8 protein-coding genes are annotated in these 15261 nt (G+C 48.0%); 4 read left to right on the plus strand and 4 right to left on the minus strand.

All coding sequences use genetic code 11. From position 1 onward, the window contains the following. Positions 1–441: 441 nt before the first annotated feature. The 3 genes from ACINK7_RS15955 to ACINK7_RS15965 form a co-directional block, all read right to left on the minus strand. Positions 442–1107: a hypothetical protein gene (locus ACINK7_RS15955; RefSeq protein ID WP_404356741.1), complete on the minus strand. Its 666-nt coding sequence runs from the start codon at positions 1105–1107 to the stop codon at positions 442–444. Positions 1108–1256: 149 nt separating this feature from the next. Continuing rightward, entirely contained in the window at positions 1257–3437 is a 2181-nt protein-coding gene (locus ACINK7_RS15960) for a cytochrome-c peroxidase (protein WP_404356743.1), read from the minus strand. 613 nt (positions 3438–4050) lie between these two features. Then, positions 4051–5586 (minus strand): tetratricopeptide repeat-containing sulfotransferase family protein, encoded by a 1536-nt coding sequence (locus ACINK7_RS15965; RefSeq protein ID WP_404356744.1) that lies wholly within the window; start codon positions 5584–5586, stop codon positions 4051–4053. A gap of 1036 nt (positions 5587–6622) precedes the next feature. Between ACINK7_RS15965 and ACINK7_RS15970 the strand changes: the two genes are divergently transcribed. Further along, positions 6623–9517, plus strand: coding sequence for a tetratricopeptide repeat protein (locus ACINK7_RS15970; protein ID WP_404356746.1), 2895 nt, complete (start codon positions 6623–6625; stop codon positions 9515–9517). 507 nt (positions 9518–10024) lie between these two features. Here ACINK7_RS15970 and ACINK7_RS15975 read toward each other — a convergent pair. Further along, positions 10025–10471 (minus strand): hypothetical protein, encoded by a 447-nt coding sequence (locus tag ACINK7_RS15975; RefSeq protein ID WP_404356748.1) that lies wholly within the window; start codon positions 10469–10471, stop codon positions 10025–10027. 384 nt (positions 10472–10855) lie between these two features. On the opposite strand from ACINK7_RS15975, the gene ACINK7_RS15980 reads away from it, so the two are divergent. From ACINK7_RS15980 to ACINK7_RS15990, 3 genes are read left to right on the plus strand one after another with little or no spacing between them, the layout of a single operon-like run. After that, positions 10856–11554 (plus strand): ABC transporter ATP-binding protein, encoded by a 699-nt coding sequence (locus ACINK7_RS15980; RefSeq protein ID WP_404356750.1) that lies wholly within the window; start codon positions 10856–10858, stop codon positions 11552–11554. 3 nt (positions 11555–11557) lie between these two features. Then, complete coding sequence (locus tag ACINK7_RS15985) at positions 11558–14101, plus strand: FtsX-like permease family protein (RefSeq protein ID WP_404356751.1); 2544 nt, start codon at positions 11558–11560, stop codon at positions 14099–14101. Next, the gene (locus ACINK7_RS15990; protein WP_404356753.1) at positions 14101–15237 is read left to right on the plus strand and encodes a lipocalin-like domain-containing protein; all 1137 of its coding nucleotides are present in this window, start codon (positions 14101–14103) and stop codon (positions 15235–15237) included. Before ACINK7_RS15985 ends, ACINK7_RS15990 begins: the two co-directional genes overlap by 1 nt. Positions 15238–15261 lie beyond the last annotated feature (24 nt).

Consider the following 15261-nt stretch of genomic DNA (forward strand, 5'->3'; position numbering starts at 1 on the left):
CCGTTCCATACGGATTTGTGGCGGAATCCAGCTGCCATGGACGGCAAGCTTACCTGACTTCCAGTTTCTCACACCCCCGCAGGAAACCACTCCTTAAGCCGAGCCAAGATCGGTATGCATTCTCACGCAGGAGCGCTCGCCGTTATACATAAGTCGTAGATACCGTCTTGCCAGCTTGGCGAATGTGACCTCGATACCCTTTATTGTTGATTAACGTACCCGGCTTCGAAATCGCGACGAAGGCGTCGCTCCCACAAGGGGCCGAATGCTCTGTGGGAGCGATCCCCAGATCGCGATTTCGAAGCCACTGATGTTCAATATCCGCAGATTTATCAAACAACACCGTTCCCAGGTATACGATGACCTCTGTTTAGCAAATGTACCCATATTTGTGTATAACGATGAGCGCAGGAGCGTGGGAACGAGGAAAAGCGATAGATACTAACAATCGGCTTGTTTTCTGAGACCGTTAGCAACTAACCCGAACAATGCAGAACCGAACAACCAAATAGCGGCCGGTAACGGAACGGCAGATGCTGTTCCGAATTGATTAACATCCGCCAAAATCAACTGGTCTTCAAATGCTCCAAGCGTAAATAAAAACTTATGCGACCCCGTCAATTGATCGGTCCCTGTTTCAAACACGGAAAGATCCTCAAAAAAATACTCATTAGTCAATTCTTCCCCATAATCCAGGAACATTTCAGCAAATACATCTTCGCCAACCGTATTAACCGACAGGTCATAAGCAAAATCGACATCGATAGCGAAGCTATCATTCGAAGCATTGATAAACTCCAAGTCGAAGAAAACCAAATAATTCGAGGTTACATCACCATTACCGACGGAGCCGCTCAATGAAAATGTTTTGGAAAATACATTACCCTCGACCGGGCCATAGTAACTATCGGAATGATTAATTGAACTTGTTCCATTGCCCGTATATTCCGTGTAAGTTTGGGAATCTTCCAATTCAAACGATCCGTTGACCGTCAAACCGGTAAGATCGCCCGGATTGTCGAGATTGACAATACTATTGATAGTATAGGTAAGCGTAGCGCTACTCTCAAAACTGCTAACCGCATGAGCGGTTGACGCATTCGCCATAAGAAAGAAAGAAGCAATTGATAAGATTGATAAACTTTTAATCGATTTCATTTCTAAACATCCAAAACTCTATGAGCATAAAACTCAATACATAAAATTCATTAGCAGCGGCATTGCCCTAACCGAAGAACAATACCGCCCTACCCACATTAATCGTCGAGCAACGCTTCAAACGGAAGGAGCGGCTCAATTGAACCGTTGGCACCGACCGCCGGAATTACCAGAAACTCATCCTTGGCCCATTCAGCATGTAATGGATGCCCAGCCGTAACAAAATCCCTATCCCCGACATGACCATTTGGAATCATGATCTCGGGATGATCAAACGGAGCTTGTTCGTATCGCACTCTTTCGTCGGTAAATGTTTTCAATAACGCAATCAGATCTTCTCGGGCCTGGACATTGTTAGCCAAAGGAAGCGCAACTTGCAAACCGTGCAATTGAGGGTTGTCGAAGTTACCGCCCCTAGCATAAAACTCCACAACCTCTTTCAACGTTGCCATACTACCGTTGTGCATGTAAGGTCCGGTTAACTCAATATTTCGCAGAGTCGGCACCTTAAACGCAGCCTTAGTTGCCAGACCCAATTTAGGTCCGTTTTTATGAGCCTGAGCCGCTTGAACCGTAGGAATATAATTCCTTGTTTCTATTAAACAACCTTCAGTTCCGTTCGGATCCGGAATCAAACCGTCCAGCGTAGTAAACATATCTCCAAAGTTAATTGGGATATTCAATGACAACGGAGCAATAAAGTCACAAGCTCTATTGGTTGTTACTCCCTCATCCAAAACTTTATCCGTTTCACCGGCCAAATACTCTACATATTGAGCGGCAAGCGATAGCGGGTTACCAAAATCATCCAAACCGCCTACGCCAGGGTCGCCATCCGGGTCCGCAACACCGGTATTAAAGTAACCGAAGTCCATCAGCTTAGGGCTACTTAGACCGCCTTGGGTCGTATCGCGAGTAACCGTGTTGCCGTATTTATTAATGCCGGCCGAGGCGGCGCCGCTAAAAGGCCCCATGCCGTTAGGTCCAAGTTTATCGATAATCATTGCATTGGTTACTACCGCCGCTGTCGACAATGTCGGGCCGGCATGACAAAGATTGCAATGCGCCAACTCCATTACGGCAATACCTCGTTTAGCGGATTCACCAATACACTCGGCCAACGGCTCGAAAGTTGCCGGATCACGCGGACAGGTATCGATGGGCGCCTGGTCGGAAATCAAAGTCGCCTGATAGAGCTGTAATGCAATACCGAAAAACATTGAAAAATTGGCTTCGGCTTGATCGTAAGCCTGCTGACCGGGCCGACCGCCAAATGGGCCGGTGCGTGAAAAAGACCAATATTTTTGGTTAAACGACTTTTTAACCATATCCTTATAGGTAGTATTGAGGCCGGGCTGCAGACTCTCCGGAGAACTCAACGTCAAATTAAGCGGCGCAAAAACGCTATCTTCATGATGAACCTTTTGGTACTGCAAAGGCTTTCTTGACAACAATTTTCTGCCGATATCCGGCCATGTTCTATTACGGCAACTCATCTCTACTGAATTCAAAGGCGGCGCTATCGCCTGCGAAGCCAATGATGAATTTTCAAGGCTTAACCGCTGTTTTTTTACTTTTCTTGCACTAACCTTCACCCAAACACCGGCATCGGGGTCTCGATTTCCCCAAGGACTGCTACCATTGAAGATATCATTGGCACGACCGTCCCAGAAGTTTCTATGATTGAAAACCGCATTGATGACGGTAGGCGCATTTCTCGGCACGACGCGTCGGGTGCCGACATTGTTGACATGAAACACCGGATCGGCTTCTCGACTACATTCGTCGTTTATACCCCTCAACCTGGAAACGCCGGTAAACTCTCCGCTAAACGTACCGGACGATCCAACGACATCGTCACTGCTAAAAGCTACACCACTATTACGATCGAAAGGGTTGTTAAACCGATGAAAGGGAAAATCATCCCGGTTCAATGTGTGATTAGCCCCGCCCAAACCGGATGCAGTAACATTAAAAATTTGCCCTGACGGTTTACTGCTATTGTCGCCTGGGTTCAACTGATGCCTTACTCTGACATCCGCTCCGGCATGAAAATGACAAGAACCGCAAGCCATGCCGTCACTGCCGACATTGACGTCCCAAAACAACGCCTTACCCAAAGCAATTGCCATGTCTTTATCAACGACTATCGGGTCGGGACCATCCACCAAACCAGGAACCGGAGGCACCGCCGCATCGGTCAACGGAGACGGGACCGGACCATGGGCAAAGGCTATTTGTGTCGCCACCAATAAATAACCCGATATCAGTTTATTCATAAATCTCATTTAAAATTCACCGTTTTTATTATCCGTCAAATCTAAAAAAACTCGGCCCCCCGAAAATTTTCGAGAGACTCGCTCAACATATTACCTGATTAGCAAGTTTCTTCAGTTAAAGCCCAAAGATCAGCATATCCCTAGCAGGACGGGGCTCACAAGCTATGCGCGTCAAGCTAAAAACGGCCAACCCACATCAAGCTTTTTCCCCAGCTCCAGCTTGGGAAAAACACCCCGGAAGCTAGAGCTTCCTGAACAGGTTACCCAAGCTGGAACTTGGGTAACAGCATATTGTAGTTTGTGCGACTACGACTGGCCCCTGCGCGGACACTTGGCTTCGGCAAGCTGAAGCATCTTGCTAATCAGCACATATTATTTGCGCGCAATCTTTAGTGAACAACGATATGAAGTCAAACATTGCACAAAAACTACAACCCTTAATCGAACAAGGTTATCAGCAAGAACCTAGCCATAACCACATTTATTTTATATCTCATAGGTTTACTAGAATAATTAGCTCGAGCTCCTTTCAAATCTCAGATAATAAATAAGCGATATGCCCTTATTTTTAATAAATTGTGTGATATGACGCACATTGAAGCAAAAAGACAGCCTATTCCTGCCGCAAATCATAATGAAACGCCTTAATGTAAGGATCTAGTACGTCAATGATCGAGTCAAACTCGGACTCATAGTTTTTCCACCGCGCCAGTGACGATTGATAAAGGGGCTTGGATACTTGATTAAAACTCGGACTAACGATTATTTTTTTCGACGCATTTTTATGAAATTCAATAGCCTTCTCCTCCCAGCTCAAGCCCAAAAAATCAAAGACCGGCCTAAATGTCGCTTCAAACTGCAATACCGCATCTTCATAGCGAAATTCGATCCACTCAAGCGTTAACGATTGCTTGATAGATATCCACCAATCCATGACTGCCGCATAAAATTCTGCTGTCGACCGCCAATCAAGCAAATGCACAGTCGCCGGCGTAGGAGTCATCACTTGCATAAAGCAGCTCAAGCAAATATCGCGTGGATCGCGCGTCACAAATATCACTTTTGCATCGGGAAATACGCAATTAATCAAACCAATATCGATCGTGTTCATGGTCGTTTTATCTAGAAACATTTTGCTACCGATATCATCGCCAAATCGACCTTGCGCTCGTCTCCAATAAAACGCTCGCAATTCTTTTATTGCCGACAAATCCAGCGCTTTCAGTTGTTCCGGCGTCGTACCCTGATATCCCGATATACGATTGAGTTCATTTCTTAACGCAACAATTAAATCAGGCTCGTCCGCCACCAAAATATCGCCGTGCGTACCGATAACCTCTTGACTCAACGTAGTCCCCGAGCGCATAAAGCCCATCAAAAATACCGGCGCCCTCAACTCCTGTTTAAACTCGTCCACCGACCAACGCCCTAAAAGCTCTCGATCAAAGCCCGCTTTATTTGCTGCCAGCATGTTCGGAACCAAAAGCTCATTTTGCTTGTTTATTTCAGGCAATCGTTTCGCAAAACCGGCCGCGACGTGCAAATGTTCAAAGACTTGGTCATATAGCCCCTCTTTATCGAGCAACTTGGCTAGCTCTTTATGGGCCCGGTATTTTTCTTCGGCACTAAACGACGCGCGTAAGACTTTTTCAAGACGTATCTTCGCCGAATCCACTCGACCCTCTGCCGCTTCTAGGGTCGCTAACAAGATATTCAACACCATATTCTCAGGCGCTAATTTTAGGGCTCGCTTTCCTGCAGTTAACGCATCACGCCCTTGATTGAGTCTCGAATAGGCTAATGAAAGCAACTGAAAACCCCTAACTTCATTAGGCTTAATTTGTACCGTGCTTTTGAGCAAATCAAGAGAGCCTTCGTAATCATTCCAAAACTGCAATTGCTCGGCTAGCATCACCAATTCCTTAGTATCTCTTTTCTTTTTAGCCTTTTTTTCTAAAAAACGACCTGCCAAACGCAGATAGGCCAATCCATCCTTGATTCGCCCATGCCAACATTGCGCCTGTCCAAAGCAAGCAAGCGACTGAGCATCTTTCGGATCCTCTTTAACAGCTAATTCAAACCATTTAATCGCCTCTTCAGTATTCCGCGCTTGGATTGCGGCTTGACCGCGACTTAAATAATCGTTCATAACATCTTCTATCCTTACTATGAAAGTTTGTAGATATAGACTCTTTATCTAATTTTTCGATATGCAAAAGCTCAGCAACAAAATACCGCACCCTCCTTACGCCTCGAATTTTCATTTGCAGAGGAGATGGACGGGCCTTCATGAATGTTACTTTGACTGCCGTTACAGTTTGGATTTAATGACAAAACCCGGAAACAGGCATTTTTCACACCATGAGCGCTTGATTTAAGAAGGCATTTGTTACTATCCATCGCAAATAACGAGAGCAAAATAGCCTATGTTTACTATAGGCATCCGAAAAAGGCGGATTCTTGGGGAATACAACGCTAAACTATCACCGCCTCTGAATAATCAAAGCATATTAATTAAACTATGTTATTTAACGACTCATGCAGCTTTTCCCTCACCATTGCTCATTTAGGATTCACGCTTTAGCGCCAGCATGGATTAGCCGAAACAGCGACGCTATCTACATAAGCAATGATTTACGGATTTATGTGAAGTTTTGGCCTTAATTTTGCTGTTTAAATTTAGTTAAACTTCATGCCTCGCTAATCTCATGACCGTAAGCCTGTCGAAATTACCATTCAATTTTTACCCAAAGCAAAATGAACAAGCTCTATACCCTCAGCAAAGGCTATGTTCGCGTTAATAGTTGAAATTAATACGACACCAATGTCGAAACTTGAAGACTGTTGGGTACACTTTGCGTACCACAGCAGTCCCACCCGTAGTTTAACATGCCCTCATGTATTGCCTTGTGCTGACGCTAGGTACACGCAGCATACCCTACAATTCACTTTGGATTTATAAGTGCTCCGGTAGTGGCGGATGTTTTCAACGATTACCGCATACATAGCCTTTTTAAACCAATCGCAGAAAGCCTATTGCAAAACATTTGTAACATTTACAATTAACAATAGCCTTACTTATCGCCGATCACACCATGATTTATTAGAACTCTACCTTTTATAGCTCTTGTCCTTAGCTATACTTTCAATCACTTCTTTACCTAATAATGCAACGGAAACTTTAAATGAAACTACGCAAACCTACTCGATTGTTACTGCTGATGAGCGTGCTGCTTCTTGCCGCGTGCGGGAGTGCCGAAGATCGCGAACAAAAATATCTGGAAAAAGCTCAATCTTTTTTCGACCAAGATAACTTCGATAAAGCGCGTGTCGAATTAAAAAACGTACTGCAAATCAACCCCAAAAATTCTGATGCCGCTTATATCCTTGCCAAAGTCGAAGAAAAGGACCAAAACTGGCAAAAAGTATTCGGCCTTCTATCCTCGGTCGTCGAGTCGAATCCGGACCACTACGAAGCGCAACTGCTGCTTGGCAAACTATTTCTGGTTAGCGGCAATGCTGAACAAGCCGAGGAAAAAGCCGACCTAGTATTGGCGAAACAACCGGACTATGCCGACGCGCTCGCGTTAAAAGCGGCTATTTTTTTACGAAAAAACGATAACGCACAAGCCAAGGAACTTTTGAACAAGGCACTGACCTTAGAACCCGGCCATCAAGAAGCAACGATGCTGATGGTTAAGATCTACGGCGACGAGAAAAAACTGCCTGAAGCGCTCGAAGCCATCGATACGGCTTTAGCTCAGAATCCCAAGGCAATTAGCCTATCCTTGATCAAAATCAACATACTTAATGCTCAAGGCGACAAAGCATCGGCAGAACGGGAAATGGTTTCGTTAGTCGACCGTTTTCCGGATAAACAAGAACTCTACATAGGCTTAGCGAAGTTTTATACCGCCGATAAACGTCTTGACGAAGCGGAGCAAGTCTTGAACAAAATGATCGCCCAATTCCCGGACGAAGAATCGCCGAAATTGGCAATGGTGGATTTTTTGATCGCACAACGCGGTAAAGAGGTTGCCGAACAAAAGCTGCAAGACTTGATCCAACAAAATCCGAAAAACTTCAGCTACCGTTTTGCGATGCTTAAGATTTACCAAGACCAGCCCGATCAAGTCAAAGACATCCTCAATAAAATTGTCGCCGACGATCCGATTGGAAAAGACGGGCTCGAAGCCAAAAACCGTTTGGCCGCTCTTGCCTTGAAGGAGAAAGATCTAACCACGGCCCGCAGCTTGGTGGATGAAGTCATCGAAGCTGACCAGCGCAACAATGCCGCGTTGTTGATGCGCGCCGGCTTGCTGCTGCAAGACAAGCAATTCGATGGGGCGACCGCCGATTTAAGAACCGTTTTGAGAGACGCCCCCGATTCGGAACGAGCCTTGTTATTGCTAGCGAGCACGCATCTGCAAAACGGCAAGATCGATTTGGCCAAAGAGTCGCTCGAAAAAGTTCTTGCCGTCAATCCCAAAAACCTTTCTGCCGCCAAAGACTTGGCTAGATTAATGGTGCGCAATAAACAGGAGGACGCAGCAATAGAATTATTGAGCAAAATGCGTACTCAATTCGATAAAGACACCGATTTAACCATCATGATGGCCGATCTATACGCCCAGCAGAAAAAATGGAACAAAGCCGAAGAAACCGCCCGGTTGTTGTTCGATAACGAAGAAAAACCGGAATTAGGCCACTTCAAACTCGGTCAGCTTTACATGGCGCAAGGCAAAACCCAAGAAGCGACCGAGGCATTTAAAAAGACGCTTGAAATCAAACCATTTGCTATGGACGCAGTGAGCGGCTTGGTCTCAAGCTATTTAGCGCGCAAAGAAGTCAAACAGGCTGAAAAAGTGCTCGACGATGCCTTGGCAAAACAACCGGAAAACGGCGCATTCTTGGCGATGCGCGGACAATTGTACCTACAGGATAAGCAATTCGAAAAAGGCGAAAGTCTCTTTAAAAAAGTCGTCGAACTCTACCCCGAGTTCGAACAAGGCTATTTGGATTTGGCGTCGGCCTATTTGAGACAGCAACAGATCGATAAGGCCATCGAAGTCTACGAAAACGGACTTACGGCCCTCTCCGATAAAGGCGCTAAAGTCGCCAACCAACTGATAGAATTGTACGGAAATCAAAAAAACTGGGAGAAAGCCGAAGCCACCGCAAAAAAACTGCTTGAAATGTCGGAAAACAAAGATTTGGCCTATTTCCGCCTCGGACAAATTTATATGGCGCAAGGGAAATCGCAAGAAGCGACCGATGCTTTGAAGAAAGCCCTGGAAATCAAACCACTGGCTGTCGACGTCGTTAGCGCTCTGGCTTCCAGCTATATGGCTAGACAAGAAGTCGCGGAAGCGGAAAAGCTGTTGGACGACGTACTGGCCAAGCAGCCTGAAAACGGAACCTTCCTCGCGCTTCGCGGCGAATTGCATCTACACAATAAACAATTCGAACAAGGCGAAAAACATTTCGAAAAAGTCGTCAAGCTCTATCCGAAATTCGAAAAGGGTTATCATGATCTCGCTTCGGCCTATATGAGATCAGAGCAGACCGACAAAGCAATCAAAGTCTATCAAGACGGCCTTAAAGTTTTACCGGACAGCGTTCAGTTGCTGATGGGTAGCGCCGCGATCAACGAACTGTCGAAAAACCCAGACGCCGCGATCGAAGCTTATGAAAAAGTGCTGAAGATCAAACCGGACGTTACCCTGGCGACTAACAATCTGGCGGCCTTGCTGACAAATAAAGGCGATGATGCCAGCCTAAAACGGGCCTTCGACCTGGCTCAAGCCTTGAAGGAATCCGACGCACCGTCGTTCATGGACACCTACGGCTGGCTCAATTATCTAAAAGGCAACTACGACGAAGCTTTGAAACACCTGGAAAAAGCCGTCGCTAAGGAAGCCCGGATACCGGACTTGCACTATCACTTGGGCATGACTTATCTGAAAAAAGGCCGGAAAGCGGATGCCATAAAAGCGCTGGAAAAAGCGCTCGAAGGGGATACGGCTTTCGAAGGCAGGGAAGAAGCCAAAGCCGAACTGGATAAGCTGAAAGCGAAATAGAGGGTTGAGCGTTAGCGGTAAGCGGGGCTATCGGGAAGCCTTGTATGGACTGTTTGCGCTCATTCCGAAGCTTCGGTCGGGAAATAGCGCCGGCTTCCCGAGTCTCAGTCGCGACAACGAAGCGTCGCGAATGGCTTGTTCTTTCGCTCCTTCCCAAGCTCTAGCTTGGGAAGGCAGAAACCGGAAGCTCTAGCTTCCCGAGACTTGTCCGGCCAATTGAATTTGGCTCGGTTGTTAACACTTCAAACGATGGAGCATTAAATACATCGGCTACATCTTTTCCTTTGTACCGCGAAGCTAGAGCTTCACGCATCGATTTCCCAAGCTGGAGCTTGGGAAACAGCGAAAAAATCTGCCCTGCTGCCGAACCTGTCAATCGAGTTACCGAGCCCTCCGTAAAATAGGGAAGTTATTTACGACCAAATCCTTAGCTTGATGCGTATAGTGGGAATCCCCGAGCCGGCGCTTAGGAACAAGACGATGGGTGACCTCGGTTTCCCGACTGGATTAAAAAAACCGCACCGCAGCAATCGTTAGACCCGCGCAGCTCACAATAAAACCGACTAGCCACAGAAAATGCCGATCGTGACGCTTAAGCATTTCATCAAAACGCTTATCGATTTGTTCAAAACGTTTGTCGACTTGTTCAAAACGCTTTTCGATTTGTTCAAAACGTTTGTCGACTTGTTCAAAACGCTTCTGAGTCATCTCAAAACCTTGCATCATCAACTCCCGTTGATGCTTAAGCTCCTCCTCTACCCGAACAATTCGTTCACGAAGCTCAAGCTCATAACGGACATTGGCATTAACCAGCTCCGGACGGGCGGCAATACTCTGATCAATCAGCCTTTGAATTTCTATTAAATCTTCTTGCGCAAGCGCCATCTCAATGGCTCCATGAAAACTTGAATAATCGCTATAGTAAGCTACAACAGATATCAAAAACAACATCATGCGTCATTTCCTGTATTACTGAATGGTGCCGAAACATGGAATCAAAAGAAATTGTCAACAATAAAGCCTAACTTTGTTTTTTTCATCATTCACCGTTTACCCTAAAAAGATCATTTGAGTGTATCAAACTACCGTTCGCCCTGAGCCCCTTCGGCTGCGCTCAGGAGGGCCCCTTCGGCTAGGCTCAGGAGAGCCTTGTCGAATGGTAAACGATAGTTTGAGACTTCACCAAGCCGGTGAAAGTGTTGTAGACCCTTCATGCTTCGACTTGGCTCAGCACGAACGGTCTATGCCAACTGCTCTTTCTTGGTTTACTACTTACTGCTTACTTCTTTCCCTTTTCCCCTTTAAAATTAACCTACATCCAGCCTAATCCATACTCCCATGCCTCCAACCAGCAACGAAACCTTCATCGAACTCAACGGACTAACCAAAAACTACAGCGAATCGGGACGGCCCGTTACGATTTTCGATAACCTGCAGTTATCAGTAAAACGCGGGGAATTGTTGGTTTTGTTGGGGCGGAGCGGCTCGGGAAAATCGACTTTGTTGAACTTGCTCGGCGGTATCGACAGGCCCGATAGCGGCCGTATCGTTATTGACGGTATCGATCTGACCGTGCTCTCGGAACATCGGCGCACCTTGTTTCGCCGACATCATATCGGTTTCGTGTTTCAATCCTATCAATTGATACCGACGTTGACGGTGTTGGAAAATTTATTGTTGCCTTTGGAATTGATCCGGCGCATAACTAGAAAAGACCAAGACAAGGCAACCGATTTATTGAACTCTCTGGGATTGTCCGATCGGCTCGATACCTATCCCGACCGACTTTCCGGCGGCGAACAACAACGCGTCGCGATTGCTCGCGCGCTGATTCACGATCCGGGATTGGTTCTGGCCGACGAACCGACCGGTAATCTGGATTTACAAACCGGTCAACAGGTCATGTCATTATTGGATAAACTGGTTCGGCAAAGCGGAAAAACGCTGATACTTGCCACGCATAGCCGTGAAGTCATGGGCATCGCCGACCGTATTTTGACCATCCGCGACCATGCATTGATCGAAACCGACGATTAACCCATGAATACGATACTCAACCGTGCCGGCCGTAATTTTCTCTTGCGACACCCTTGGCAACTAGCGCTCGCCTTGCTCGGCATCACGCTTGGCGTCGCGGTCGTGATCGCTATCGATTTAGCGCTCGATAGCGCGCTACAGTCATTTAAACAAGCCGAACGAACGGTTTCGGGAAAAGCCACGCACCGCATTGCTGGTGGCGAAGGAGGGCTTGATGAAATGCTTTACCGCAAGCTGAGAGTCGAGCATGGAACCCGCAACCTGGCACCGGTACTGCAAACCTATCTTCCTATCCAACAAAATCCGGAAATTAAACTCCGTGTGATCGGTATCGATCCATTCGCCGAAAACGCCTTTCGTTCCGGCTGGCAAAGCGGACAAGACGGTGCGCAAGCAGCGATTCGCTTAGTCGCCGAAGCGAATACCGCATTAATCGGCAGACAGACCGCCGAAGCTTTGGGATTGAATATCGACGATGAGTTGGTCGTGACGACCGGCACCGGCGACCATCGGTTGCGTATCGTCGACTTGATCTCCCCCGGGAGCGCTGCCGCAACGGAAGCGCTTCGCAATATCGTGATCGCCGATATCTCGACAGTTCAGGAAATCACGGGCTGGTTCGGCAAGCTCAGTTATATCGATGTCATTATTCCGGATAACGGCACTCGGAATGTCCAACCTCGACTCGCCGACCTTTTGCCGGGCGATGTTTCGTTGGTCTCGATCGAAACGCAATTCGAATCGATGCAGCAAATGACCGAGGCCTTTTCCATCAATCTCTCCGCGATGGGCCTTTTGTCGCTGTTGGTCGGCATGTTTTTAATCTATAACACCATGACGTTTTTAGTACTGCAAAGGCGCGGCTTAATCGGCAATTTACGCCTGATCGGCGTAACGCGGCAGCAAATCAGCCGAATGATTATAGCCGAAGCACTGATGCTGGCCGCCATTGGGACAACGCTCGGCATCGGGCTCGGGCTGTTGCTCGGCCAAATCATGCTGCAACCCGTTTCAGCCACAGTCGATACGCTTTATTTCAGAGTCGATAGATTATCGTTATCGGTTTCTCCGCTGCAAATCGGCAAGGCCATTCTCCTTGGTATCGGCGCCACGCTACTAGCCGCGATACCGCCGCTTCGCGAAGCGAACCGTTTCTCGCCGAAGCACGCACTGACTCGCTCGCAATTGGAATCCGGAACCCGGCGGTTGACCCGGTCGGTATTGCTGTTAGGCCTACTATTGATCACGGCCGGATTCGCCGTCGGCTTTTTGTCCGAAACCAGCATACAACTGGGACTCGCCAGCGTATTTTTACTGTTGTTCGGCTTTGCATTGCTTACGCCTTCGGCAACTTTGGGCTTCATGTCCGTGGTAGAAGCGTTGAGCGGCCGGCACTTCGGCATTCTCGGCAGATTACCACCGCGCATGGTTGGCGCTGAAATTAGCCGTACCGGCGTCGCGATCGCGGCACTGATGATCGCGGTTGCCGCAACCATCGGCATGAATTTGATGATCGACAGTTTTCGCGTAACCGTCGCACAGTGGCTCAACACAACCTTGCAAGCCGATCTCTATGTCTCGTTAACTAGCGATAAAACGACCCGCGACAAAGCCGTCAAGGATCAACAATTGAAAGCGGTTATCGCAGAACTTGCCGAAGTCGATCAAGTTAGCACCGTTTTGCATAGCCAAGTCGTCGCCGGCAACAAGCCGGTCAAGATATCTGCGTTCGAATTGACCGATGCGTCGAAAAACGGCTTCATCTTCAAGCAAACATTCGGTGCTGATTTGTGGAGAGCCTTCGAGGAACAACAGGCAGTTATCGTGACCGAACCTTACGCTTATCACAATAAACTCAAAACCGGCGATAGCATCAAACTGCAAACGGCAGACGGATTGCAAGACTTTAAGATACTCGGAATTTATTACGATTACAGCGGCGACCGAGGCCGACTTGCGATGAGCCGAACGCAATATCTTCGTTATTGGCCGGACTTGGGTTATACCGGCATCGGTGTTTACGGAGTAATGGGAATCGATTTGAACGTATTGGAAAACCGTGTGCGCGACCTGCTTCAGCAAGGCATGGAACTCAAATCCAGCCGTGCGATTTTCGATGCTTCAATGCAAGTTTTCAACGAAACATTTTTGATTACCGAAACCTTGCGTTGGCTCGCGGCCGGCATTGCTTTCGTCGGCGTATTCGGCGCACTGATGGCGCTACAATTCGAGCGCACCCGGCAACTCGGCATTCTGCGCGCAATCGGCATGACGCCCCGCCAATTGACCGGTTTGATTTGCACGGAAACCGGTTTAATGGGATTAACGGCCGGTTTGATCGCCGTTCCGGTCGGCCTGTTTGTCGCTTACGTGCTGATCCATATCGTTTACTTGCGTTCATTCGGCTGGACAATGGCCTTTCATGTCGACCCTGCCGTGTTGGTTCAAGGTTTACTGCTGGCGGTATTCGCGGCGCTGTTAGCCGGTATATTGCCCGCCTATCGAATGGCTCGTACCCGTCCGGCCGAAGCATTGCGGGCTGAATAATGAAAAAAATCGTTCTCTTTTTCGTGCTTTGTCTTATCGCCATACTAACAGTGTGGCTGCATTTCAGTTCGGTCGGCGAAGACCAAGTCCTTGAGGAATCCTCGTTCAGCAGTCCGTTGACGGCCGATAGCGAAGGCTACGCGAAGGTACTAGAGCCCCGTCCGTTCCTGTTTCCGGAAGATCATGGCGCGCATGACGATTACCGTAGCGAATGGTGGTATTTTACCGGCAATCTGGAAGGCCCGAATGGACGCCGCTTCGGTTATCAATTGACTTTCTTCCGCTTTGCACTGGCGCCCGACAATATAGAGTCGGAATCAGCCTGGCGTGACCAACACTTGTACATGGCGCACTTTACAGTAACCGACGTTAAAGGACGACGGTTTCACAGTGCCGAGCGTTTCAGCCGAACCGCCTTGGATTTGGCCGGCGCGCGTAACGACCGTTTTCAGGTCTGGTTGCATGATTGGTCTGCCGAAGGAATAAACGGCGGCATTTTTCCGATGCACCTAAAAGCCGAACATCGGGATATCGCGATCGACCTATTATTGAGCACGCAAAAACCGTTGGTCTTACAAGGCGACCGCGGTTTCAGCCGAAAAAGCGATAAGGCCGGCAACGCGTCTTATTATTATTCCTATACCCGGCTTTCGACCGAGGGAAGCATTAGGATCGACGGACAAAATTTTCCGGTGTCCGGCAGTAGTTGGATGGACCGGGAATGGAGCACCAGCGCTTTATCGGAAGATCAAGCCGGCTGGGACTGGTTTTCGCTACAGCTATCGGACGATACCGAACTGATGGTTTACCAACTTCGGCTCAAGGACGGCGGCATCGATCCGCATAGCTCCGGTACGTTGATCCCGGCTCGATCAAACCCGGTCGCGCTACAGGTTGGCGACGTGAAGATCGAAGTACTAGACGAATGGACCAGTCCGAATTCCAAGCGAACTTATCCGTCCCGCTGGCGTTTGACGATACCGAAACAGCAATTGCAACTCGAAGTCGAGCCGCTGCTCAACGATCAGGAATTGAATTTGGCTTTCCGTTATTGGGAAGGCGCAGCAAGGTTAGCGGGCACTCATCGCGGGCTGCCAGTTACAGGATTCGGCTATGTGGAGTTGACGGGGTATTGACGAGGGTGAGCAGTGAGCGGACAG

The organism is Methylotuvimicrobium sp. KM1 (genome assembly GCF_044788715.1).
In the GTDB taxonomy this organism is placed as follows: Bacteria; Pseudomonadota; Gammaproteobacteria; order Methylococcales; family Methylomonadaceae; genus Methylotuvimicrobium.